This window comes from Novipirellula caenicola (genome assembly GCF_039545035.1).
In the GTDB taxonomy this organism is placed as follows: Bacteria; Planctomycetota; Planctomycetia; order Pirellulales; family Pirellulaceae; genus Novipirellula; species Novipirellula caenicola.
The window spans coordinates 58,709-81,657 of the sequence record NZ_BAABRO010000006.1 but is presented as its reverse complement, the minus strand read 5'-3'; the positions used below and the strand labels follow the sequence as shown (position 1 = coordinate 81,657).

The 22,949-nt window shown below is 54.8% G+C and carries 23 protein-coding genes; 11 read left to right on the top strand and 12 right to left on the bottom strand.

Annotated features, from left to right (window positions below; all coding sequences use genetic code 11):
• Positions 1 to 171: a hypothetical protein gene (locus tag ABEA92_RS14145; RefSeq protein ID WP_345684494.1), complete on the top strand. Its 171-nt coding sequence runs from the start codon at positions 1 to 3 to the stop codon at positions 169 to 171.
• Between the two features lie 20 nt (positions 172 to 191).
• Here ABEA92_RS14145 and ABEA92_RS14140 read toward each other — a convergent pair whose 3' ends face one another.
• The gene (locus ABEA92_RS14140; protein ID WP_345684493.1) at positions 192 to 1,829 is read right to left on the bottom strand and encodes an HD-GYP domain-containing protein; all 1,638 of its coding nucleotides are present in this window, start codon (positions 1,827 to 1,829) and stop codon (positions 192 to 194) included.
• A gap of 223 nt (positions 1,830 to 2,052) precedes the next feature.
• Between ABEA92_RS14140 and ABEA92_RS14135 the strand changes: the two genes are divergently transcribed.
• The 10 genes from ABEA92_RS14135 to ABEA92_RS14090 all read left to right on the top strand — a co-directional run bounded on the left by ABEA92_RS14135 (position 2,053) and on the right by ABEA92_RS14090 (position 10,735).
• Positions 2,053 to 2,460 carry a prepilin-type N-terminal cleavage/methylation domain-containing protein gene (locus ABEA92_RS14135; RefSeq protein WP_345684492.1) on the top strand — a complete coding sequence of 136 codons (408 nt, stop codon included), beginning with the start codon at positions 2,053 to 2,055 and terminating at the stop codon, positions 2,458 to 2,460.
• A 130-nt stretch (positions 2,461 to 2,590) separates the two neighbouring features.
• Positions 2,591 to 2,998, top strand: a complete 408-nt coding sequence (locus ABEA92_RS14130) for a response regulator (protein ID WP_345684491.1) — start codon at positions 2,591 to 2,593, stop codon at positions 2,996 to 2,998.
• 16 nt (positions 2,999 to 3,014) lie between these two features.
• Positions 3,015 to 4,457 (top strand): PAS domain-containing sensor histidine kinase, encoded by a 1,443-nt coding sequence (locus tag ABEA92_RS14125; RefSeq protein WP_345684490.1) that lies wholly within the window; start codon positions 3,015 to 3,017, stop codon positions 4,455 to 4,457.
• Between the two features lie 14 nt (positions 4,458 to 4,471).
• Positions 4,472 to 4,807, top strand: a complete 336-nt coding sequence (locus tag ABEA92_RS14120; RefSeq protein WP_345684489.1) for an STAS domain-containing protein — start codon at positions 4,472 to 4,474, stop codon at positions 4,805 to 4,807.
• Positions 4,804 to 6,540, top strand: coding sequence for a GspE/PulE family protein (locus tag ABEA92_RS14115; protein WP_345684488.1), 1,737 nt, complete (start codon positions 4,804 to 4,806; stop codon positions 6,538 to 6,540). The genes ABEA92_RS14120 and ABEA92_RS14115 overlap by 4 nt, the downstream gene beginning before the upstream one ends.
• Before the next feature lie 18 nt (positions 6,541 to 6,558).
• Positions 6,559 to 7,767 carry a type II secretion system F family protein gene (locus ABEA92_RS14110; RefSeq protein WP_345684487.1) on the top strand — a complete coding sequence of 403 codons (1,209 nt, stop codon included), beginning with the start codon at positions 6,559 to 6,561 and terminating at the stop codon, positions 7,765 to 7,767.
• 13 nt (positions 7,768 to 7,780) lie between these two features.
• Positions 7,781 to 8,890 carry a pilus assembly protein PilM gene (gene pilM, locus ABEA92_RS14105; protein WP_345684486.1) on the top strand — a complete coding sequence of 370 codons (1,110 nt, stop codon included), beginning with the start codon at positions 7,781 to 7,783 and terminating at the stop codon, positions 8,888 to 8,890.
• Positions 8,881 to 9,489 (top strand): PilN domain-containing protein, encoded by a 609-nt coding sequence (locus ABEA92_RS14100; protein ID WP_345684485.1) that lies wholly within the window; start codon positions 8,881 to 8,883, stop codon positions 9,487 to 9,489. Before pilM ends, ABEA92_RS14100 begins: the two co-directional genes overlap by 10 nt.
• Positions 9,486 to 10,070 carry a type 4a pilus biogenesis protein PilO gene (gene pilO / locus ABEA92_RS14095; protein ID WP_345684484.1) on the top strand — a complete coding sequence of 195 codons (585 nt, stop codon included), beginning with the start codon at positions 9,486 to 9,488 and terminating at the stop codon, positions 10,068 to 10,070. Before ABEA92_RS14100 ends, pilO begins: the two co-directional genes overlap by 4 nt.
• Entirely contained in the window at positions 10,067 to 10,735 is a 669-nt protein-coding gene (locus ABEA92_RS14090; protein WP_345684483.1) for a hypothetical protein, read from the top strand. Before pilO ends, ABEA92_RS14090 begins: the two co-directional genes overlap by 4 nt.
• 10 nt (positions 10,736 to 10,745) lie before the next feature.
• Here ABEA92_RS14090 and ABEA92_RS14085 read toward each other — a convergent pair whose 3' ends face one another.
• From ABEA92_RS14085 to ABEA92_RS14035, 11 genes are all read right to left on the bottom strand, one after another.
• Positions 10,746 to 11,606 (bottom strand): ferredoxin reductase domain-containing protein, encoded by an 861-nt coding sequence (locus ABEA92_RS14085; RefSeq protein WP_345684482.1) that lies wholly within the window; start codon positions 11,604 to 11,606, stop codon positions 10,746 to 10,748.
• 19 nt (positions 11,607 to 11,625) lie between these two features.
• Positions 11,626 to 11,826 (bottom strand): hypothetical protein, encoded by a 201-nt coding sequence (locus ABEA92_RS14080; protein ID WP_345684481.1) that lies wholly within the window; start codon positions 11,824 to 11,826, stop codon positions 11,626 to 11,628.
• A 1-nt stretch (position 11,827) separates the two neighbouring features.
• The gene (locus tag ABEA92_RS14075; RefSeq protein WP_345684480.1) at positions 11,828 to 12,409 is read right to left on the bottom strand and encodes an electron transport complex protein RnfA; all 582 of its coding nucleotides are present in this window, start codon (positions 12,407 to 12,409) and stop codon (positions 11,828 to 11,830) included.
• Positions 12,406 to 13,065, bottom strand: a complete 660-nt coding sequence (gene rsxE, locus ABEA92_RS14070; RefSeq protein ID WP_345684479.1) for an electron transport complex subunit RsxE — start codon at positions 13,063 to 13,065, stop codon at positions 12,406 to 12,408. Before rsxE ends, ABEA92_RS14075 begins: the two co-directional genes overlap by 4 nt.
• Positions 13,062 to 13,784, bottom strand: coding sequence for an RnfABCDGE type electron transport complex subunit G (locus tag ABEA92_RS14065; protein WP_345684478.1), 723 nt, complete (start codon positions 13,782 to 13,784; stop codon positions 13,062 to 13,064). Before ABEA92_RS14065 ends, rsxE begins: the two co-directional genes overlap by 4 nt.
• Entirely contained in the window at positions 13,781 to 14,803 is a 1,023-nt protein-coding gene (locus ABEA92_RS14060; protein WP_345684477.1) for an RnfABCDGE type electron transport complex subunit D, read from the bottom strand. Before ABEA92_RS14060 ends, ABEA92_RS14065 begins: the two co-directional genes overlap by 4 nt.
• Positions 14,800 to 16,158 carry an electron transport complex subunit RsxC gene (rsxC, locus tag ABEA92_RS14055; RefSeq protein ID WP_345684476.1) on the bottom strand — a complete coding sequence of 453 codons (1,359 nt, stop codon included), beginning with the start codon at positions 16,156 to 16,158 and terminating at the stop codon, positions 14,800 to 14,802. The genes ABEA92_RS14060 and rsxC overlap by 4 nt, the downstream gene beginning before the upstream one ends.
• The gene (locus tag ABEA92_RS14050; RefSeq protein WP_345684475.1) at positions 16,155 to 21,074 is read right to left on the bottom strand and encodes a 2-oxoacid:acceptor oxidoreductase family protein; all 4,920 of its coding nucleotides are present in this window, start codon (positions 21,072 to 21,074) and stop codon (positions 16,155 to 16,157) included. The genes rsxC and ABEA92_RS14050 overlap by 4 nt, the downstream gene beginning before the upstream one ends.
• A 154-nt stretch (positions 21,075 to 21,228) precedes the next feature.
• A complete protein-coding gene (locus ABEA92_RS14045) occupies positions 21,229 to 22,092 on the bottom strand; it encodes an RnfABCDGE type electron transport complex subunit B (protein ID WP_345684474.1) in 864 nt (287 codons plus the stop codon).
• Between the two features lie 8 nt (positions 22,093 to 22,100).
• Entirely contained in the window at positions 22,101 to 22,502 is a 402-nt protein-coding gene (locus tag ABEA92_RS14040) for a hypothetical protein (protein ID WP_345684473.1), read from the bottom strand.
• A 54-nt stretch (positions 22,503 to 22,556) separates the two neighbouring features.
• Positions 22,557 to 22,871 (bottom strand): TraR/DksA family transcriptional regulator, encoded by a 315-nt coding sequence (locus ABEA92_RS14035; protein ID WP_345684472.1) that lies wholly within the window; start codon positions 22,869 to 22,871, stop codon positions 22,557 to 22,559.
• Positions 22,872 to 22,949: the final 78 nt, after the last annotated feature.

Genomic DNA, 22,949 nt, shown 5'->3' with positions numbered 1-22,949 from the left:
ATGCCTAACGATCCCGACATTCCCGAAGAACTAATGCACTTGCTCGAGAAACGTGATACCCCAGATCGCCGGAAAGAAAACCGACGCAAACAGGACACGAAGCTGCCTAAATCGATGGAGCGTCGTGGGATGAATCGCCGAGTCAAACTGCGGCGAAAAAAAGAGAGCTAAGTTCCCACCCGCGTTTGCGGCTATTTGCTGAGCGACAAATTCACCATGAAATCGATTTCATCCCACGCGGCTTCCTGGCTGTGACATGAATTCATCAGCTCGGCCGGATGTTGGCGGTTGGCTTGGCAAATGCTATAGATTTCATCCGAACATCGCATGAACGCCGCGATCAGTCGATCGTCCCACTGTTCTCCCGCTCCCGCTTGCAAAATCGCTTCGGCTTTCGCACGCGGCATTCCATCTCGATAGGGCCGCGTGCTCGTCATTGCATCGTAGGCATCGACGATCGCAAGGATACGTCCCATCAACGGGATCTCGTCACCAGCCAATCCATAGGGATAACCACTACCATCGAAACACTCGTGATGGTGCAACACGCCAGGAAGCACAAAGTCGAGCTGTTTGAGGTGTTTCAAGATCGAATGGCCGATCTCGGGATGGCGTTTGACGATCGCAAACTCTTCCTCACTGAGACGACTCGGTTTACCGAGCACTGAGTCGGGAACCCCGATCTTACCAATGTCATGCAACAGCCCTGCCATATAGACATTGTGTTGTTCGTCGGCATCGAGTCCTAATTCGGCAGCGAGCGTTCGTGCCATCGCTGCCACGCGATCGCTATGACCGCGTGTGTAGCTGTCTTTTGCATCGATCGAGTTGATCATCGCGCGAATCACCCCGACAACGAGGTCTTCGATCTGTCGAAACGATTCCAAATTGCTGGCGTGAGCCGCCAAGTTAAGCGCGGCCGACTGTAACAATCCCGCTTCGAACGTGCCGAATTCGCAAAGCTGGGGTGATAAATCCGAGCACTGGACGGCATCGGGCTGAGCCAATTTGTTGACCATCACCAACCAACCGAAGCGCTGCGTGTTGTTGGCGATCGGGACCAATGCGCAACTGCGAATCCCCTCCAGGTCCTGCCACCCCTTATGCAGGCTATTGGAATTGCGAACGACTGGTTGATCAATCGATTGACCAGCATACTGGGCCACCAATTCGTTCATCGTGTGATCGCTGACCGTGGTCTCGCCAGCTCGAAATGCCAGCGTATCCGAATCGGTTTGCGCATCCGAAACAAACAGAAAAATTGCTTCGACGGACAAAACGTCGCAAAGTGGGGGGAGGATGACGTTGGCAATATTGATCAAATCATTCTGGGGATGCCAAAGCTCAGGCATCTCCGCAAGCGATCGAAGCCAACTGAGTTCTTCGAAGTCCCGAGTGACCTGCGAGGCGTATTCTTCGAGCTGCCGATCTCGCGACGCAAGTTGCTGCTGTTGCTTGACATTCTCGAGTGCCATCTTTGCCAATGGGATACTCAAATTGATGTCACTGGCAGCGATCTTGCCACACAATGCGAAGGGTTTGATTGGGTTTCCCATGGGGATCACCAAAACGGCTTTTTCCGCGGAAATCACGTGCACCGTAGGCTCTTTGCCTGCCAATAACGCATCGAGTTGGAGCTCGTCGGGCAGCCCACCATCCGCGTCGACCAGAGGCAACGACGATGGTGGCGAAACCGATAGCCGCACAGCGCCTTCAGGGGTGACCAACGAGAACGTGGTACGAAAGTGTTTGTGCAGGATCTCAGCGACCTTGCGAGGTTGCTGAAGATGTCTCGTTTCGAGCGGGCGTTGAGCACGGTGTTCGGACATCGGAAGAACTCATCTCGACTGGATTCAGGTGAACAAACGAGACGAGCGAGGTCTCGCAACTGTGCAAGGTTAGCCCGCAAAATTGCGAATCCCCCCGGAAATTACGTGAGAATAATTTTCTTGACTTTCCGTGCATTCCTTAATTGCGTTCTATGTTTTTACGTAAGCCGGGATTGTTTTAGTCACTCGGCATGAATCGTACTTCCGTAGGGGTAAATGCAAAGTGTTCAAGACAAGACGTTGGGGTCGCAAGGGATTTACGCTCGTTGAATTGGTCGTGGTGGTTCTGATCTTGGGCATTCTCGCAGCCGTTGCCGCACCTCGCATGTTTGATACAGCAGGCAATGCACGCGACAACGCCACACGGCAATCGCTTGTGGTGATTCGAGATGCCATTGATCTGTATAAAGCACAAACCGGTGGCTATCCGGAACGAGCTACATTGACCAGTGATTTGAAACCTTATTTACAAGGCGCCTTTCCCGCGACGCAGGTTGGATCCAATCCCGGTGCAGGCATCGTTGCTGGAACGTCACCGATTTCCACGGCTACCGAAGCGGGTGGATGGATCTATGACGAAGCCACAGGCGAATTTTGTGTGAACGACGACGAGTATATTACCAAATGGTAATTTCGTCCGTAAACGGCCGGCCTCGGCCTGCGATCACCCCACACAACGCAAAGACACATGTCCTCCCATGACGATTGCGTTCACCGGCCCTCCGCGCGGTGAACGCATTCATTCCTATTAGGCCAATCCAATGAGTGATGACAAAAGACGGATCTTGATCACCGAGGACAATCGTGTTCTCGGCGATGTGCTGCGATTCAATCTTGAGCGTTCAGGATTTGAGGTCACCATTGCGCATGATGGCGCCGAGGCGATGGATTTGATCGACGATCAAGCATTCGACTTGCTTATCACTGATTACCAAATGCCCAACGTTGACGGAGCGGAGCTCTGTCACTACATCCGACAAAACCGATCGCTCGACGGCATGTTCATCATCATGTGCTCGGCCAAAGGGATGGAATTGGACCGAGAACAGTTACGCAAGCAGTGGGATATCGCCAAACTTGTTCTCAAACCGTTTAGCGTCCGCGAGATCGTCGCCGCCGTAAACGACTTGCTCGCTGCCAGCGAAGACACTCGCGCCGTGTATTCGTGAACCCCAAACCGCATTCATGAATAATATCACCAACGCAATCCCGTCACTTAGCAGCCGAATCGTTGACCGATATTTGATGTGCGGTCTCGCTTCGATCTTGGGCGTCGTCAGCGTCGCATTGACACTTGCTTGGCGAGGTGCCCTGATTGAATCCATCTCGATCACCGTCGCCGTCCCGTTGTTTCTGCTTTTGGTGGGCAGTTTCATCATGCGCCGATCGGTTCAAATCAACGAATCGATCGAAAACCAATTGCAACACATCACCACCGGCGTCTGCAATTCTCCGGCCGACTTGGTCCCGCTGATTGCCACCACCCCGGTTGCCGCGGGATGGAACAAGCTGTTGCGACAAATCAATGAACAGGGAACGCTCGGATCCCTCGAAGAACGGCTTCGCGAAACGCTCGACGCTTCAGCCGGGAAACGATGGGAAGGGATTTTCAATGCGCTCTCCGAAGGGGTGGCATTGACCTCGCCCAATGGCAACGTGGTGCTTGTCAACAACGCATTGGTGGCGATGGTCGGCGCCACGTCCGGCGATGATGTCGTCGGCCGTGATCTTGGCCAGTGGTTTGCCACCGCGGTCAGTCCCGCCAGCGCAGCGGAACTCGAGCAACTGCAGCTGAAATCGAACAGTTTCACACTTGAACTGTTGCTCGGCACGGAACTTTCCGCTGGCGTATGGCGATTGAGCCGCACTCCGCTGATCGGCGAGGCATTTGAACAAGGCAGTTCGTTGTGGAGTCTTCGCGATGTGACGCAGCAGAAACTTGCCGAAGAAATGCGGAATCAATTTGTCTTTACCGCGACCCACGAACTGCGAACGCCGTTGGCGAACATCAAGGCCTACGCGGAAACATTGATCGACAATGACGACATCGATGTTGAACACCAAAAGGGCTTTTACAATATTTTGATGTCCGAAGCGACGCGGTTGGCCCGCTTTGTCGACGACCTGCTTGACGTCAGCCAAATGGAATCTGGCGCGATCTCGGTGGTGCGACATGAAACCGACATGCAGCGTTTGATCGAAGAAGCGGTCGAAAAAGTTACCCCATCGCTGCAAGAGAAAACGCTTGCGTTTGAGAGTAAGTTGCCTGCGAAATTGCCAAAGCTGCGAATCGACAAAGACAAAATCGCTGCCGTGCTCGTCAATTTGCTCAGTAACGCAGCCAAATATACGCCCGCCGGCGGCAGTGTTCGTTTGTTGGTCGAAACCGATGCGGACGTGATTCGATTGCAAGTCGAAGACACCGGGATCGGGATCGCGGCGGACGAGTTGCCACGACTTTGCGAAAAATTCTTCCGCAGCCACGACACGCGTGTTCAAGAGATCAGCGGTAGCGGACTAGGACTCGCGTTTGCGCAAGAAGTCGCGCGGCTGCACGGGGGTGACATCACCGTTTCGAGCGAACTGAATGTAGGATCCCGTTTCACGCTGACCTTACCCCTTAACTGAATGGAGTGAATCGAATGTTCGAATGCTCCAAGCAAGGCAGCGTATTTGTGCTGGCGGGAAACGATCCCCTAAGCCGAGATCATACCGTCGAATTAGCGGGTCATTGCGAGAAATGTTTTGGGCACGGCCAACCCAAAATCGTATTTGACCTGCGCAACATCCCGCTGTTTGATAGTGCCGGTCTGGAATTTTTGTTGGATTTGCGAGACCGTTGTTTGCAACACGGCGGCGCGATCCACCTCGCCTCGCTCAGTCCGCTGTGTAGTGAAATTCTGCAGGCGACGGAACTCGACCGTGATTTTGCGATTTTCGATGACGTGGTTTCTGCCGTCGGGAGTTTCTCGCGATGAGCATCGTTCTTGAATCCGCAACTCGAAATCACACCGCCGTTGCCGAAACGCCAATGCCGCTCGGTGAGCGTTTGGTTCGCGCCGGAGTCCTGACCCGCGATGAACTCGAAGCCGCACTCACCGAACATACCGCCAAAGGTGCGCGGTTGGGTGAGACGTTGCTGGAATTGGGTTTGATCGATGAAGGCACGTTACTGCGATTTTTGAGCCAACAACGTGACGTGCCGTACGCGCTGCTTCGTGACGGCATGGTCGATCCGGCGGTCGTGCAATTGTTACCCAAGGCCAAAGCCGAAGCGTTACAGTCGCTCGCGTTGTTCAAGGTGCGTGGCAAGCTTAGCGTTGCCATGGTTGACCCGCACAACCTTCAGCACGTCGATGAAATCGAACGCATCACGGGGCTTCAAGTCAACCCGGTTTTGACGCTGCGTTCGGTGATCGAGCGGATGCTACCGCGTTGCTACGAGAACGACTTTGCGGTCGACGCGGTAACTGCGGACATGGATCCAGACGCCGTCAATTTAGAGGCGGACCATTTCAATATCGACATTGCTGATTTGCAGTCGTTGGCCAACGGCAGCCCAATCATCAATTTGGTCAACTACATGATCGTCAGCGCGGTTCGTCAAAAAGCGAGCGACATTCACGTCGAACCGGGCCAGCGATGCACCTCGGTTCGCTTCCGTGTCGATGGATTGCTGCGTGAAACGCTACGACCTCGCCGCGATTTTCATCCGGCCATCATTTCGCGACTCAAGGTGATGGCGAAGCTCGACATCGCCGAACACCGTATTCCTCAGGACGGACGCATCCATTTGACCGTCGAAGGTCGTGAAATCGATTTGCGGGTATCCACGCTGCCGACCAATCATGGTGAAAAGGTCGTGATTCGCGTGCTCGATCGCCAAAACGTCACATTCAACCTCGATCAATTAGGCGTTCCGCCAAAATTGCTAAGTGACGTCAAAGGGATGTTGCATCGCCCTCATGGTTTGGTGCTGGTCACCGGGCCAACCGGCAGCGGCAAAACAACGACGCTTTATTCCGCTCTAGAACTAATCAAGTCGGTCGAACGAAACATCGTCACGGTCGAAGATCCGGTCGAATATGACTTGGACCAAATCGTGCAGGTTCCCGTCGGCGGCAACAAACCGATGTCCTTTCCTGGAGCGATGCGAGCCATTCTGCGGCAAGACCCCGACGTGATCATGGTCGGTGAGATTCGTGACGCGGAAACGGCAGCCGTTGCCATCCAAGCTGCACTGACTGGCCACTTGGTGCTTAGCACGCTGCACACCAACGATAGTTTCAGTGCCGTCACCCGGCTTCGCGACATGGGCGTCGAACCGTTCAAAATCGGGGCGGCGCTATTAGGTGTGATCGCTCAGCGTTTGGTGCGGATGGTTTGTCCCACCTGCAAAGAAACCTATTTCCCCAGCCCTGAAATGCTCGATTCGTTTCAATACCAAGGGGACCGGCGTCGTACGTTTGTACGTGGGGAAGGGTGTCGCAATTGTTACGACACCGGATCACGCGGACGAACCGGGTTGTACGAAGTCCTATGTGTTGACCGCGAAATGCGTGAAATCATCTCGGCCGGTGCTGACATCGAAGCGATCCGAAGTCAACACATGAAACAATCCGGAACGTTCTTGGTCGATGAAGGCATGCGTTTAGCCGAAGAAGGCAAAGTCAGTCTCGAAGAAGTGGCGCGAGTGGCTTTCGTTGATTAACGCGAGAGGGAACCTATCATGAAATTCAATTACCGAGCCAAACAACGTAGCGGCGATATTACCGTTGGTGATATCGAAGCAAACTCGTTGGCCGAAGCGCGTTCCCAGCTTCGGCAACAGGGACTGTTTCTGCTTCAGATCAGCGCCGAAGAGACCAAAGCGGTACGTCCGGCGTCCTTTTCGTTTGGCAATCGCATCAAGAAGAACGACATTGTGATGATGTTGTCGCAAATCACGATCATGAGCCAATCGGGCGTGGATCTGTCGGAAGCTCTGAAATCGGTTGCTGCCCAGTGCACCAACCCTGCACTGCAAACGGTGATGACCCGCGTCAGCGATGACATCGAAGGCGGATCCACGTTTGCCAGCGCCCTACGAAAACATCCTCACGTCTTTGATGACACGTTTATCGCCGGGATCGCCGCAGGTGAACAGAGCGGTTCGATCACCGAGGTGCTCGAGCGGTTGACCTATCTGCTGCGTAGTGATTTGCGGATGCGACAAACCGTGGTGTCAACCTTGATGTACCCGCTGGTACTCTGTGCCGTGACGCTGGTGGTGTTGTTCGTGCTGTTCTTCTTCATTCTTCCTCAATTCGCAAAGGTGTTTGCGGATCTCGAAAAAGCACCGCCTCCGTTCACTCAAATGATGTTGAGCATGGGCGAATTCGTTCGCGATCATTTCCTGTTGCTCGGCGGTGTTTGTGTCGGATTAGCGTTTTTCGCTTATTCGCTTCGAAACGCAAACTTCATTCGCGATGCCTGGGATTACGCATCGCTGAACTTCGCATTTGCCAAAAAGGCCACGCGTTCGCTATCGACCGGACGGACGTTCCGTTTGTTGGGAACGATGCTTAGCAGTGGCGTCCCGCTGATCGAAAGCATTCGGTTGTGCCGATCCGCTTCAAGCAACACGCTGTTTCGATCCATGTACGAACGGCTCGAATCCGAAGTGCTCCGTGGTGAAGGCCTAGGGCCAACGCTACTGTCGTCGCCCTTCCTGCCGTCGGGTGCGGCACAAATGGTTGCCACAGCGGAAAAAACAGGCAAACTTGGCGATGTTTTGAAGATGGTCGGTGAGTATTTCGAGGACCAAGGCGAACGTCATCTGCGTGACTTGGTCAAATTGCTCGAACCGGTCGTGATCGTCTTTCTAGGGATGGTGGTCGCCGGCGTGGCATTCTCGGTCATCCTGCCTCTGCTGGACGTCTCGTCCATGCCTCAATAAAGGAGCCGACATCATGTCCGTACTGACAACATTACCACAGCATGCAACACATCGGTTTGCCGCGATGCGAGGGTTTGGCTCGACACCGCGAGGTTGGATCGGAATCGATATCGGCAGCCGTTCGATCAAGTTGACTCAGGTCCAACGATCCGGCGACCGCTACCAAATTTGCCAACGTTGGTGCGTCAATCGCGAACAACATCCAAGTCAAGATTCGCCCACGACCGCGATCAACCTTGCGGACAAGCATCTTCGGCTCGCCGAACTACGTGAACTGTTTACCCGCTCGGAATGTGCCGCTGCGGTCTCGATGGCTTATCACTCGCTACGGTCGCTCGAGTTACCTGCGGCGTCGCCCGATGAAACACGTGACATGGTTTCCGAAGAACTTGCCGCAGACGACGAAATCGGTGACACCGACTATGTCTTCGATTTTTGGAGTACCAACAAAGCGGCGGATCAAGCAGCAACCGTCACCGCCCTGCGAATGCCGGCGACGCTCGCGACGGGCGTGGCCGAAGGGCTGACGTCCGCGGGTTACGAATGCCAGGTGCTCGATGGATTACCCTGTGCGCTGGCCCGCGCGGTGACGATGATGAACGGCCCCACTGCGACGCCCATTGTCGCACTGGACCTCGGTGATAGCGAATTCACCTTTGTGTTGGTGGTCAATGGGATGCCCATCTACACGCGTCCGCTGCGTGGCGGAGGGCTCCGCAGGTTGATCAAACCGGTACAGCAGGCATTCAAGCTGACACACGACGAAGCAATGCAACTGCTGGTTCGATACGCGATCGCACCTCCGGATCAATCGCTGCGTCGTGCGGTTTCGGGCCCAGCCCAAATGCTTGAACAACCGATGGCGCGATTGATCAATGAATTGAAACGGACGCTCGACTATGCAGTGCAACAGTTTGGCACCAGCATTCCAACGGAATTGGTTTTGTTCGGTGGTGGTGCATCGATTCGTCATCTTCCTGATTGCCTAAGTGAACAGCTTGGGGTTCCGGCGTTGACATGGCGACTGCCCACCAGCAAGCCGCACGAAGCTGCGGATGACTCGCAATTTGGGGTCGCCGCGGCGCTCTCGGCGCTGCGTTGGGAGCAACGATCATGTTCATAAACCTGTTGCCCGAAAAACTTGTCATCAAGATGCTGGTGCGACGACGACTGCGTCAATGGGCGTTGGTGTGGGCGGCGTTATTGATTGCCGGAATCGTGGTCATGGCCGGTAACTATCGCGAGGTCCAACAGAGCCAACTGCAGCTCGACGCGTTAACAAGCGAAATTCAGCCGCTGCAGCAGCTGCAGGCCCAAACTGCCAGCTTGGATTCGCGGCTGAACGTTTTGCAGCGTGAAGTCGAGGTGCTTGAATCAATTTGCGTCCCTGACCGCTCGCTCGCATTGCTGGCGGTGTTGGGCAATGCCGCAAAATCGAGTCGCGGCAAAGTCCAAATTGAACGGATGCATTTGTCGTCGAGCGCCAACCGAGAGGCCGCTAAGAAATCCACTGCGACAACACCGCCTGGTTACCTTTGCACCGTCTCGCTACAAGGCGTTACCGATGGCGACCAAAGCTTGGCTAGTTTCGTCGAATCGTTGCGAAATTCACAAGTGTTTCACCAAGTCGAACTGAAGTCGTCGCTGATGTACCAAATCGACGAAACTCATGGTCGTCAATTTCAAATAGAGTGCAAGTTTGCGGAGTCACCGGGAACATGAGTGAAATCTTCACAACGAAACGATCCTACAACCTGATGCTTCACGGCGGGGGCATCGCGGGCGTGGTCGTGATCCTGATCTTGATGTTGTTTGCCCGTCACGAACTGCAAGCAACACGCATCCAAAACGACGCTGCTCAATCCGAGTCGTTGGCGTTGATGGACAAACGCAATGACATTCATGAAACGCATCGAGACACCGAACAACGGGTTCAATCCACCGAGAATCGCGTTTCCCAGTTCAAAACAAAAATCCCAACAAAGGCGGGCGAAATCGACTTTCTCAGCGAGTTGTCCGAACTTGCCAAAGCGAGTCAGTTTCAAATCCGTGATTTTCGTCCTGGGGCAGTGGTCAACAAACCGCTACACAGCGAGATGGACATTCGCTTTGTCGGCGAGGGGCAATATGCCGGGCTGTGTCGATTCTTGGATGGACTTCAGCAGCTGCCGCGAAGCTATCGCATCGCCCGGTTGAGTGTGACGGCGCCTAAGAGCAGCGAACAAACGTTCTCGGCTGAGTGTCAATTGCGATTGCTGTTCGATTTAGACCCCGAATTAACGACGTCAGGAAAACGCAAATGAGTCAATCCGAGTTTCTATCGACTTCCAGCCTCACACCGAAAAAGCTCGCGTTGATTGTGGTGTTGGTCGGCGTGCTGGGCTTTGTGCTGTTTTCGCCTGCGCAGGAAAGCACTGAATTTGAGATACCGTCAACGCGACGAGACTATCGCGCGATCACCAATACATCGTTTCAAAAGTCTCAAGACAACGTCACAGCGCCGATTCGCTGGCCCGACGTCCGTCTGCAGCAGGTCTTGCAGACAAATCCGTTTGAAACCATTTTTGTCAAAAAGCAAGAATCGGTATCTACAGAACCTGAAGTCAAAGCGGTTGAGATTCCTACCGAACCGGTCGTCGAACCGATCGCCGCAGTGGAACCCAAGACCAAGATTGAGCATCGACCGCATGACGCCGTCGAGATCATTTACCAAAACACCTCGGGACGCATCGCCGTGATTGAATCCCAACTGGTACGCGTCGGAGACGTGTTGCCCCAGGGACGTGTCGTCGAAATCACGCCCAGCCATGTGATCATCGCCGTGGAGGTCCCCGTCGAGTCCGCTGCGAGTGAACCGGCATCGAACGAACCGGCATCTAAAGAGCCGGTCACAGGCGAACCGGTCACAGGCGAGCCAAGCACTGAATTGCCTGCGGTTTCAGGCATTCCAGGCAGTCTGAACGACTAATCGGCCCCGATCAATACAGCAGTTCGATCCAGCGGCCTTCGGCTTCGAGATCCTCTTTCCAGCGGAACCAGGTTTGGTTCGAGCCCGCGATCTCGGCCATCACTTCGTCCAGTTGGTCGCGGATGACCTCGAGCCCTGCCACGTAGACATAGGTTGTCGGTTCAGAGAGTAGTCGACACAGTTCTTCGCCACGATCTTCAATCGCCGCTCCCCAATCGGCCGTCTCGGACCAACCGGGGCGGTTGCTCAGTGCGTTGAACGCTTCGAACGTGTCGCGGTCGTAGTACAGCGCAAAATCATCCTTCTCTTGATTGCGATACAACAAATCGATCCCGGTTTGGCCACCGTGAAATAGCCAAACACGGCCTTTGAAATCACACGCCTCGGAATAAAGGTATTTGACGAAAGCGCGGAAGGGGGCGATCCCGGTTCCGGCGCAGATCAGAATCAAGGTAGCATCCGGATCCGAAGGCGCTTCAAACGTTTGACCGTACGGCCCGGTAATCGTCAGGGTTTCGCCGCGGGTCAGGTCGCACAGGTAGTTCGACGCCACACCGGGATACTGTTCGCCTGTGAATTCGTCGATCGTGTTGCAGCGACGCACACAGATGCGGATCTGCAGATAACCTTCGGGCGTGCTGTGCGGGACATCCGCGATACTGTACAGCCGGAAATGATACTCTTGGCCCATTTCCGCTTGCCCCGGCGCCAACACACCAATGTTCTGGCCCACGGCGACGTCGAATTCTTGACTTTCCACCTCGATCAAGATGTCGCGAACCTCCTCGTGGGAATCCACAGCAGTGATTCGTTTGCTGGCCCGCACCGTCGCTCGGTAGCGAGTCTTTGTATCGTAGTCTTGTAGTCGCATCCCAATTCTCCCTCGAAATCTAACCATCATGCGTAGGGTCATGTGTCGGTAAGTTTTCACAGTGCATTTTGCATCCGCATCCATGGCAACCGATTCGGCCAGCCAACACATCGACATCGGACGCTGCCCCCGTCACGATTCGCCAACGGTTTTGAACCCACAACCAACCGCCAAGGATGATCGAGACTCCGATGATGGCTTTGATTAGTGCAATCATCATCTCACCCCATTAACCCCGCGAACCCCATAAAACAAATCGAAAGCAATCCCGCAATGATCAAGGTCAATGCCGCCCCTTTGACAAGATCTGGTGGACGGGCAAGTTCAAGTTTCTCGCGAATTCCAGCCATCAGTACCAGAGCCAATGTGAAGCCCACTCCGGCACCGATCGCAAACACGATCGACTGAAGCCAGTCGTAGCCTCGGTTGGTTTGAAATAGGGCAACCGCCAGGATCGCACAGTTCGTCGTGATCAGTGGCAAAAAAATCCCCAATGATCGAAATAGACTTGGGCTGACCTTTTTAATGAACATCTCGACCAATTGGACCATCGATGCGATCACCGCGATGAACGAAATCAGTTGCAAATAAGGTGTGTCCAAGTACACCAACAACGTGTGGATTGCTGACGCGGCAATCGAGCTGACGGTCATCACCAGCGTGACTGCCGCCCCCATCCCCATTGCGGTTTGACGTTTGGCGGACACGCCCAAGAACGGACAAATCCCAAGAAAATAGGCCAGCACAAAATTGTTCACTAAACATGCGTTGATGAAGATCACGCCAAGCGACTCGTTGCTCATCGGACCACCTCACGCTGGGTTTCGGTGCCACCACGACGTTGTTCAAACCAGTGGATTAACAACAACCATGCTGCCAGCGTAAAAAATCCGCCCGGCGGCAGCATCATGATTGTCCACTCCTGGAACGACTCGCCGAACATTCGAAATCCAAACAGACTGCCATTGCCGAGCAGTTCGCGAACGGCGCCCAAGCAAAGCAACGCGACCGTGAAACCGACGCCCATCCCAAGTGCGTCCAGCGTCGAACGCCCCAGGCGATGTTTCGAGGCAAACGCTTCGGCCCGCCCCAGGATCAAACAATTGACCACGATCAGCGAAATAAAGGCTCCTAGCGACCGATGCAGCGGCAAACTGATCGCTTGGATTACGTAGTCGACAATCGTGACAAACGTGGCGATCACCATAATGAACGTCACAATGCGGACTTGGTTTGGAACGACGTGGCGAATCAGCGAGACGACAACGTTGGACATCAGCAACACAAACGAAGTCGCTAACCCCATCGCCAGCGCGTTGATCGCAGTGTTGGAAACCGCCAGCACCGGACACATCCCTAACACGTGGACAAAGACTGGATTCTGTTTCCAAATGCCATTAACGAGATCGTCCGTCGCGGGCGGCACTGCTTCAGGTTCGACGTGCGGAAAAGCCATCATCGCGTCTCCTGTGAGGTTGCCGTGAAATCGGCAAGGCGAGGATAGACGCGAGGGATCCAGTCCGCTGCACTGTCACCGATCATCGCCGCGGTAGCTCGCGACGAAATCGTTGCTCCGGTGATCCCGTCGATCTGCCAAGGGTCAGTCTTGTTTCCCGATTTGACAAACTCAATCGAATGGGCAAGCTGGTTCGAGGTGGATTCGAGCGACACATCCAATCGTCGAAAGTGACTCAGGAAATTGACATCCGTTTCAATGCGGTCGCCGAGCCCTGGCGTTTCACGGCTTTCTAGCACGCGAATGCCGATGATCGCTTGCTCGTGTGGCGAGTATCCATACATCAGCCGAATCGTGTCCTGATACCCCATCCCCTCGGTCTCGATTGCCAAACCGACAAGTTCTCCGCCCGGCCCAAAGCCTGCGTACACAAGATCGGAATCGGCGTCATCCGTCGCAGCAGGCTGGAACTGACCTAGGGTGGTGTCAAACTCGAACGGGATCACCGTCACTGCATCGGGCAGGACCGCCAGAATGGCGTCGTGACGCAGTGCCACTCGGTTACGGATGATCCGAGGCCCCGTCAACTGATAAACAATCACAACGGCAAGACTGCACACGATCCCGACACTCAACACCACTCCGTAAATCGATGCCGTTGGCGGAGGCGGCGTGCTTGCCAATCCGGACAACGTCGGGTCAGTGGGAAGCGAGCTATTCATACCACGTCTCCTCGAGATGCCGTGCCATAGACTCGCGGTTGAATCCAGTGGTCGATATGGGGCGAGATGGCATTGCCAATCAGAATCGCGTACATTACGCCCTCGGGCATGCCCCCCCAAACTCGAATGACGACGACCAACAAACCGATCAAAATCCCGTAGATGACACAGCCAAGATGAGTGATCGGCGAGGCAACCATATCGGTGGCCATGAAGACCGCTCCCAACATCAAACCGCCTGAAAACAACATCAACGAGGGTCCTGCATAGCGAGTCGGATCAATCGCTTGCAATAGCGTGCTGCCTAGGGCAACGGTGGAAAGGATCGCTACCGGGATCCGCCAACTCATCATTCGGCGAGCCACCAAGTAGACGCCTCCGAGCAAGATCAGGGCTGCACATGTTTCTCCGGTCGATCCCGAGACCGTGCCCATAAAAAGGTCCGTCGTGTCGGTTGGAATCTGCTCGAATTTCCATTTCGCCAGCGGCGTCGCCGCCGAGATGCCATCGTAAACCGGCTTGGTCAGTGGCAGCGCAAGTGTCGACGATGGGAGCGACGTGAACGAGGCGACGGATTCGGATGGCCACGTCGTCATTGCTGCAGGAAAGGCGGCCTGTAAGATCGCCCGTCCCACCAAAGCAGGATTAAACGCGTTGTAGCCAAGCCCACCAAAAAGGAACTTTCCCATCGCAACTCCGATCACTCCACCCGCAACCACCATCCAGAGTGGCAAACTTGGTGGCAGAATCAATCCATACAAGATGCCAGTGATCAGCACCGATCCGTCGCCGACGGTGGTTGGTCGGCCAGCGAACCAACACAGTAGGTGTTCCGTTAGCACGCAGGACAACACGGCCACCACCAAGATCAATGCGGCGGAAATCCCAAATACGTAAATTGCGAATGCACACACCGGCAGCAATGCAAACACCACGTTCCGCATGATCGAGTCGACACTTGACGTGGCACCAATGTGCGGCGAACTTTGGATCGTCAGCGTTTTGGATAACGGGGTCATCCCTCGCTCCTTGCCGCCTTGCGCATCGCCGCCTTGGCGACGCGAAATTGCTGGACCAAGGGAATGTGAGCAGGGCACACAAACGTGCAACAGCCACACTCGAAACAGTCCATCAAGTGGTGGTCGTTGACCATCGACGAATAACGACCATGTTCGGCAAGCAGTCCCAATTGTGACGGGTTCAAAAAGAGCGGACAGACGTCGACGCAGTCGCCACACTTGATACAGGGAAACTGCTTTCGTGATCTCAGCTTGCCCGTTTCACGCTCGGTAAACGCGATCACGCCGGTGGAGCCTTTGGTGATTGGGATATCCAAACTCGAGGCGGCCGCCCCCATCATCGGTCCGCCCATCACAACGGTCGAAATGTCGGGTTCGGTGCCCAAGGTTTCCAAAATAAACCGCAGCGTCGTACCGATCGGGATGCGGTAGTTGCCTTTCCGCTGGATCGCTGGTCCGCCCACCGTGACGACGCGTTCCTGCAGCCCGAGTCCGTGAGGAATCAATTTGCCAATCTCAGCCGCAGTCCCCACGTTGACGCAAATCGCATGCACATCGAGCGGCAATCCGCGTGAAGGAACCTCTCGGCCCAACAACGCGGTGATCAACATCTTCTCGGCACCTTGCGGATATTTCACGGGCAAGACTTCGATGGTGATCGGGACCGACGGCGGCAACACGCGTCGAAGCGATTCCGCCGCATCGGGTTTGTTTGCTTCGACCGCAATGATCGCCCGCTCGGCAGCGGTCGCGCGTAACAAGTAACCGACACCGGTGATCACGTCGTCGGCATGTTCAAGCATCACGCGGTGATCGGTCGTCAGATACGGTTCACATTCGATGCCGTTGATCACCAACGTGTCGGCAAACTTGTCGTCGGGGATTTTCAGTTTCGCATGGGTCGGAAATCCGGCGCCCCCGAGCCCGACAATGCCCGCGGACTGGATCGCGGCGAGGATCTGCTCACCGCTTGCCGAATCGATGTCCAGCGGAGTTCCCTCGACCACTTCTTGAGTCGATGCCGCAAACGGCTCAAGAAAAAATGCGGGTTCCATCTTTCCGTTGATGCTGGGGGTTGGGGCAATTCGGCGGATGATTCCTGACGCCGGAGCGTGGATCGCCACTGACATGAATCCGTCTGCCGCAGCGATCAACTGGCCGCGCACCACTTCGTCGTCTGCATCCACCACGGGAACAGCCGGTTTGCCGATGTGCTGCGAAAGTGGCACGATCAATAGCGGTGCAAACGGGAATTGTTGAATCTCGCGATGACAAGTCTCCTGTTTCGATTCAGGAGGATGAATCCCATGGGCGAATGTCTTACCGCGAAAAAAGTCAAACCGTAGATTTCTCATTGGTTGAACTTCTCAGCACGAGCGATCCATTTTCCAATGTCCTTTTCGCTGCGGTCTTTCGGCAACCCTGGGTGAATAATTTGGGCTGTACAGCGTTCGGCGGCCTTGACCAAGTCCTTGTAAGGCCCTCCTTCTGGATTTTGGATGAATGCCTTTTTCTTGTCGTTGTAGGCAAAGATATTGGGGTTCAAACGGACGCACTCGTCACACGAGGTACACTCGGGCGTGTCAATCCATGGTGCCATGAATTCGCTATTGGCATCCGCCGATGATTGGCGGTCGGGAATCGTCTGCACAGGGTCCGCGACGGCAACGGTCGCCCCGTTGCTTTCGCCAGTCAATAACTGCATCATCCCCGACGCGATACGGTTGGTCATTTCCCGCCGGACATCCGCTTCGATCGTGGTGCGATCCGGCTTCGTTTCGTTCACACGGGCGATCGCTCGCAGCATCGTCCAGAAGTCGCGACGATCCTCGCAGGATGCAACGATTGGCGGCGCGACCAATAAACGCATCAATTCCTGCTTGCGATTGACGCTCCACACATAAGGAAACCGTCCTTCACGTTCCTCCGCCGGAAGTTCCAAGAAATCGGCCAGAAGAATCATCTTGTCGTTCCACGTTTCCGGCGGTGCCGTCCGGAAATGTTTGCGGAATCGGATCTCGGTCGCGGCAAAATCCGCAAAGGTCATCGGCAGCGACATTGTCTTGTGACGACCATTCTCAGTGTACTTCAATTCGTAGCTAGGCCAATCTTGGTCGATCGCGGGATTACCTTCCAAATCGAAACACTGCTCGGGGCGATTGCCGTGATCGGGGTTGTAGCGAAACAGCGGATAGGCTCGCGATTCCACCGCCAAGCGGGCCTGATTAGCACTCATGTCATCTCCGATGCCATGCTCGGGTTGACACGAAGTGTAGAGATTGAAAAGCGCTGGTCGCCGTGACTTCAGCCCCTCGATGAATCCTTCGATCAAATGGTTCGGATGTGCAATCGTGCTCTGCATCACATAGGTCGTGCGATGCGCCATTCCGATCAAACCGATTTCTTTGCGAACCTCTTGTTTGCCCTGGATCGATTTGCCGTATTGAGCCATGTCAGAAATCTGCCCAAGAAATCCCGACGTGCAGGCTTGTCCGCCCGTATTGGAATAGACCTGCGTGTCCAAAATCAACACTTTGATCGGCTTGCCCGACATCATGGCGCGTGAAAGGTTTTGAAAACCGATGTCGTACATCGCGCCATCGCCACCGATGGCGACCACCGGCGGACAAAGTTCCCATTCCTCATCACTGAAATGCCGCCAATTGAAATAGGTCAACGACGAATCGGCTGGATCATTCCCATTGCCCGACAACTCTTGCTCGGCCAAGCGGATTGCTTTGAAACCGTCGGCCATCTTGCTCATGTGCCCTTCGAAAACTCCCATCGCCATCGAAGCGGCATCTTGAAACAAATGATTGGCCCAGGGGAAGGGATAGGGATTGAACGGAAACGTGCTGCCCCACACCGACGAACAGCCGGTCGAATTCAAAATTCCGGCGTTGGCACGCCCACGCCCGGTGACCCCTTCGACGTAGTTCCAGCGAAGACGTTTTAGTTTCGCCAACAAGCCGGTGACGCGGCGAAGCCATTGCTGATCAATCGGCTCGCCGCCCCGCTGGTTCTCGACTCGTTGCGCGATCCCTGAGAGCGTCACATCGGCAGTGCCTATTTCGTCCACGATCTTGGCAAGCGAATCGGGATCGCCGACATCGATTTCCTGCACCAATCGATGTTGGATGTGAGTTTCCAGTTTCGCAATCAAGTCGGTCAGTGAGGCGACATGCCGCTCGACACGAGGTTGCATGAGTGCTTCGACCGTTGCGGTAAACAAATGAATGACACTCTTTTCACCGCAACCGTTACAGGCGCCGTCGCCGCTTGCCAATGACGAATAGTTTCGTTTGTCCAACAACAATGTTTCGAGCACACCGATGCCCTCTTCGATGTTTTGCACGCGAATGTACTTTTTCGGTGTCGTGGGAAGGTCTTGCCAAACATCCCAATTTCGCCGCAATGTACTGAGCGACTCGTCCGTTTGCGGCACGACACGAAGTGCGTCGTCGTCACATACTTGCACGCATTCCATGCACCCTTTACAGGTATTGGGATTCACCGTGATACTCAATAACCCGCCTTCGCCAGGCGACTCTTTCTCTTTCAGCGTGTAATAAGGACGCGACAACGCAAACTGAAACTCGCCAATTTCTTCGCGGAACGCTTCGAGTTCGTGCTTGAGTTCGTCACGCGAACCCTTCTCGAGTTTGCTGTCGCGAAGAGTCTTGTTGATCGCCTCTTGTAACATTCCCAACACGTTGTCGTTTTCGCTCGCCTCGGCAAAGATCGGACGCAAATTTTTCTCGACGTCACGAACCGCTTTTGGCAGGTACTTTAAATCCATTCCCCGTTTGCGAAGCCGAGCGATGATCGTGTCAAAGACCTGAGTGACTTCGTTGACGAGTCCCGGAATCGCGGTATCGGGGCAAACGGTATAACAGCGTCCGCATGCGGTACAGTTCTCGGCGATCCATTGGGGATGTTGAAAGCGAATCCCGCTCATGTCACGAAACATCGTGGTCACCGCGGGGATGGTTCCCAAACCGATAAAGGGATCGGTGATCGTGTCGGATCCCATCCCACGTGCGTAAAGGTTGCCGGTTTGTTCCCAGAAGCGATGAATGTCCGACCGGCGAGACTTGCTTGCCGGTTGCGTCTTTAGTACCACCGGAAGTGCCGGTTCTCGCGTCGTCGTTTTACGAGGAGATTCCTCGTCGATCGCACCATAGGCAACCGCTTTGACTTCGTCGAACCCTCGTTTGACAACCGCCATGTTTTCTTGGACGACGCGAGCCCCTTTGCTGCCGAATTTGTGTTGCAATTGGCTGCGGATGGCCTCGATCAGACGTGCCTGAGACAATCCAGCTCTCTCAGCAACCGGAGACGCCGAGAAAAAGGCTCCTTGAAATGCAATGCCTTGCATACGCAACTGCAGATCGGGGTCACTCGCCTCGTCACGAGCAATTTGAAACGCATCCAAGTAGTAGAATTTGATCTTCTTATCAATCAAAATCCGGCGATACGGCTCCGGCACACTCTTCCACACCTCGTCGGCAGACGTCTTGTCACTTTGGATGATAAACACCCCGCCTTCCTTTAATCCCGCCAAGGCGTTGGTATGGTGGAACACGTTTGGATCGGGCGACAACACGACGTCAACATAGAAGTACTCGCTATTGATGCGAATTGGTTCGGGAGCCGCGGACAGGTAGTAGGTTGTCGGTTGTCCCTTCTTTTCCGAACCATATTTTGGGTTGGCCTTGATATGAAACCCAAGCAAATCGTATAGCGTTAACGCCAAGTTTTTGCCGGTCGTGATTGCGCCCCAGCCGCCAACCGAATGCATTCGCACCGTGATGCTACTTTCCGGCATCAAGTTCGGATTCTCCGATCCGCGGATCGCAAGTTTGCGGATGTCGGGATACTTCGATTCGATGTCTTGTTGGTGAATTCGCTGTTTGGGGCTGACCGGGTTTTCCCGCAGAAAGTCAATCGACAGATAGAAGAATTTACGATTCGGGCCTTGCGGAAGCATGTTCTCGATCGCTGCCACAACCCCCTCGGGTTGCAAATCGCGACTGCCCATCCCAAAGGAACCCGAATACAGCGAAGGTGCGTCCGTCAGCACGCGATAGGTTTCCAAGTTTGCAAAGGCAGGCTTCGATGGCTCACGCCCATTCTCGAGACAACGGCTCATCGTCGCGCGGACTTCTCGCATCAACGGCAAATCCACCGCAAGTGGTTGATCAAGTCGCTCGAGCAAAGCGACACCCTTTTTGCCCTTGAGTATTCGGCTGAGAAGATCGGCGGGAAAGGGGCGAAACATCACCAAGTTGATCACACCGACTCGAATGCCACGGCTTTCACGCAAATAATCGGCCACCGCCTCGGCCGTCGGAATTAGACTGCCTTGACCGACGATCAGGTATTCCGCATCGTCGACGCGGTAGCCGACTACACGATCGTAGCGGCGGCCGGTCAGCTGATAAAATTGCTCGAACGCTTGCTCGGTCAACTCCGGCAAATGATCAAAGAAATAGGGACGCTGGGCGGCGACGCTCTGCATGTACGAGTCTTGATTCTGAACCGTGCCCGTCATCACTGGGTTGTCGACGTCCCATACCTCGGGGATCCGTCGCCGTGTGTCGCCGTAAATAATCTGCTGCGCCGGGGTGGGCGTTTGAATAATGTCGTCGGGACGCCCCAGAAATTCTTGGATCAATTCGCGTTCGGGAACTTGGATCGATTCGATCAAGTGAGTCGTTAGAAACCCATCCTGTGCGATAACGCCCGGTGTCAATGCAAGTTCGGCGATGCGATGAGCGATGATGTTTAAATCGGCGACGCTTTGCGCATCTTTGGCAAACATTTGAAAGAAGCCGGTGTCATCCATGCAGTGATAGTCGTCATGCCCGGCGTGCACATTCAGCGTCGCTTTGGTCATTGCCCGTGCCCCGATATTCAGGACATAGGTCAACCGTTTTCCCACCGCTGCGTACAGCGATTCGTGCATGTAGGCGATGCCTTGGCCGGACGAAAAATTGCTCGCTCGCAACCCCGTCATCGACAGCCCCGCGGTGACCGCCGCGGCAGCGTGCTCTCCTTCCGGTTCAATAAAAATCAAGGGACGACCCGAGATATTCAAGTGGCCGCTCGCGGCGGCCTCGGCCCAATACTCGCCCATCTGCGTGGAGGGCGTGATCGGGTATGCCCCGGCCGCATCGGTCGACTCGCGTTCACACATCGCCACCGCAGTGTTTCCATCGACTGCGACACGAGTGCCTGGGTATTTGAATTCCCGTTTTGATTTCGTCATGGCCACCATCGCTCACGGAAAAAGCCGCTTCCATGCAATTCGGGCTGCGGCTCAAAAGCCAAACCTCAAAAAGCAAAGCATTCTCAAAAGTAACCATTCAGAACGCAAAGCCCATGCCGACGCAAAGCCCATGCCGCCCCCCGCGACGAATCGCTTACGAGATCCCCTCGCGTACATTGCCTTGGCGAATGATCTTTTTGGCCGCTCGGCCTTTCACGGGTCCAAGCGTTTTGTCGAGCCAAACGATCGCGCCGGTTGGACATCGCTGGGTGGGCATCGCCGACAACGAACCTTTGCTGTAGTCGATAACGGGCAAATGATGCTTCATCTGGATCTGGACCGGTGCGTCCATCGCACAGCGACCACATCCCGTGCAAGCGACTTCGCAATCGCTAAGGATTTCGTCCCCCTCGGCCAACGAAGCACACGCCACCCACAACCGCTGGTTCGCCGGGTGAAGTGAAAACAGATCCTTTGGGCACGCCTCGACACAATCGCCGCAGGCAGTACAGCGATCTTCGTCGACCACCGGAATCTGGTGCACATCCATTTCGATCGCATCAAAATCGCAGGCACGCTCGCAATCGGCTAACCCAAGGCATCCCCAAAAACAGGCTTTGCCACCTCCGGCAACCAATGCCACGGCGGCACACGAACCGAGTCCTTCGTAATGCGCGCGGTTTCGAGCCACATTGCTCCCACCCGCACATGCCAAACGTGCCACTCGCTTTGTTTGCGTGCCGACATCCACACCTAGAAAGGTCGCGATTTTGACGTGGTCCTCCGCCGTGCCGACGGTGCATTTCACAGGCAACGTCTCGCCCCGCACCAATGCCTCGGCAAACGCTCGGCATCCCGGATAGCCGCATGCCCCGCAATTGGTGTGCGGCAACATCGATTCCACCCGATCAATTCGGGGGTCCTCTTGGACGTGTAACCAGCGATTAGCGATCACGATCATCGACGCCAAAGCCAACGTCAATCCGGCAATCACCGCTACGGAGGTCACGATCGTCATGGCACAAACTACTGGCGTCGGATCAGCTGATGACAATTGACACAGGTGTGCATCATCTGGGTGTACGAGAGCATCGCTCCGTCGAGATTCTTTTGCTCCGCTGCCGTCATCAGCGTCCCGGTGGTAAACCAAAACACTTGGTTTTGGGTGCGGTAAGCAATCGAATCATTCTGCATCCACTTGTGTTTTGCCAGCGTGTTAAGCGATTTGGCATTGCCAAGGATTTTGTCGAAATCTTCGGTCACCAATCCATCGAGGATGTTTTTTGAATAGTCCAGCTTCTTTTGCATGTCCCGCTTCTGGACCTCCATCTGCGATCCGGGCTTTTCCGCCTGTTGCGACCGACCGAACATCGCGGACATCAAAACCATCGCGATACCACACACCATCAGGGGCAATCGAATGCGCATCACCGTCTCCGCTACAAGGGTCAATTTCGGTTTGATCGAGCGAGAATCACACGATCAACCACATCCGGTACACGTTGTGGCGTAGGGCACCACCTCGAGTCTCTCTTGCGGAATTTGTTTACCGCAGCGGGTGCACTTGCCATACGTTCCTTCGTCGATCTCGTGCAGTGCATGCTTGATCTGTTCAATCTCTTTGATTGCAAGATCGGCTACCGACGCCAGCACTTCGTCCCCTTCGGATTCCGCCGCCCGCTCTTCCCAATCTTCGTCGCCGGGTTTGCGGAGGTCGTTGTCGATCCCCTCGGCTCGGGCAACGAGCTCTTGAAGTTGTGCTTCGAGTTCCGTTCTCAATTTGGTGTAGTCAGTCATGAGACTTTCCTCGTGTAGGTCGGACAAGTTGCTAACAATCAAAAGCAAATCGCATACCGCAGAGGCAAACGGGATCAT

Bases quoted from the DNA above. Each gene is read 5' to 3' on its own strand.
- ABEA92_RS14145 (WP_345684494.1), top strand. From the start codon at position 1: ATGCCTAACGATCCCGACATTCCCGAAGAACTAATGCACTTGCTCGAG.
- ABEA92_RS14140 (WP_345684493.1), bottom strand. From the start codon at position 1,829: ATGTCCGAACACCGTGCTCAACGCCCGCTCGAAACGAGACATCTTCAG.
- ABEA92_RS14130 (WP_345684491.1), top strand. From the start codon at position 2,591: ATGAGTGATGACAAAAGACGGATCTTGATCACCGAGGACAATCGTGTT.
- ABEA92_RS14125 (WP_345684490.1), top strand. From the start codon at position 3,015: ATGAATAATATCACCAACGCAATCCCGTCACTTAGCAGCCGAATCGTT.
- ABEA92_RS14120 (WP_345684489.1), top strand. From the start codon at position 4,472: ATGTTCGAATGCTCCAAGCAAGGCAGCGTATTTGTGCTGGCGGGAAAC.
- ABEA92_RS14115 (WP_345684488.1), top strand. From the start codon at position 4,804: ATGAGCATCGTTCTTGAATCCGCAACTCGAAATCACACCGCCGTTGCC.
- ABEA92_RS14110 (WP_345684487.1), top strand. From the start codon at position 6,559: ATGAAATTCAATTACCGAGCCAAACAACGTAGCGGCGATATTACCGTT.
- pilM (WP_345684486.1), top strand. From the start codon at position 7,781: ATGTCCGTACTGACAACATTACCACAGCATGCAACACATCGGTTTGCC.
- ABEA92_RS14100 (WP_345684485.1), top strand. From the start codon at position 8,881: ATGTTCATAAACCTGTTGCCCGAAAAACTTGTCATCAAGATGCTGGTG.
- pilO (WP_345684484.1), top strand. From the start codon at position 9,486: ATGAGTGAAATCTTCACAACGAAACGATCCTACAACCTGATGCTTCAC.
- ABEA92_RS14090 (WP_345684483.1), top strand. From the start codon at position 10,067: ATGAGTCAATCCGAGTTTCTATCGACTTCCAGCCTCACACCGAAAAAG.
- ABEA92_RS14085 (WP_345684482.1), bottom strand. From the start codon at position 11,606: ATGCGACTACAAGACTACGATACAAAGACTCGCTACCGAGCGACGGTG.
- ABEA92_RS14080 (WP_345684481.1), bottom strand. From the start codon at position 11,826: ATGATGATTGCACTAATCAAAGCCATCATCGGAGTCTCGATCATCCTT.
- ABEA92_RS14075 (WP_345684480.1), bottom strand. From the start codon at position 12,409: ATGAGCAACGAGTCGCTTGGCGTGATCTTCATCAACGCATGTTTAGTG.
- rsxE (WP_345684479.1), bottom strand. From the start codon at position 13,065: ATGATGGCTTTTCCGCACGTCGAACCTGAAGCAGTGCCGCCCGCGACG.
- ABEA92_RS14065 (WP_345684478.1), bottom strand. From the start codon at position 13,784: ATGAATAGCTCGCTTCCCACTGACCCGACGTTGTCCGGATTGGCAAGC.
- ABEA92_RS14060 (WP_345684477.1), bottom strand. From the start codon at position 14,803: ATGACCCCGTTATCCAAAACGCTGACGATCCAAAGTTCGCCGCACATT.
- rsxC (WP_345684476.1), bottom strand. From the start codon at position 16,158: ATGAGAAATCTACGGTTTGACTTTTTTCGCGGTAAGACATTCGCCCAT.
- ABEA92_RS14050 (WP_345684475.1), bottom strand. From the start codon at position 21,074: ATGACGAAATCAAAACGGGAATTCAAATACCCAGGCACTCGTGTCGCA.
- ABEA92_RS14045 (WP_345684474.1), bottom strand. From the start codon at position 22,092: ATGACGATCGTGACCTCCGTAGCGGTGATTGCCGGATTGACGTTGGCT.
- ABEA92_RS14040 (WP_345684473.1), bottom strand. From the start codon at position 22,502: ATGCGCATTCGATTGCCCCTGATGGTGTGTGGTATCGCGATGGTTTTG.
- ABEA92_RS14035 (WP_345684472.1), bottom strand. From the start codon at position 22,871: ATGACTGACTACACCAAATTGAGAACGGAACTCGAAGCACAACTTCAA.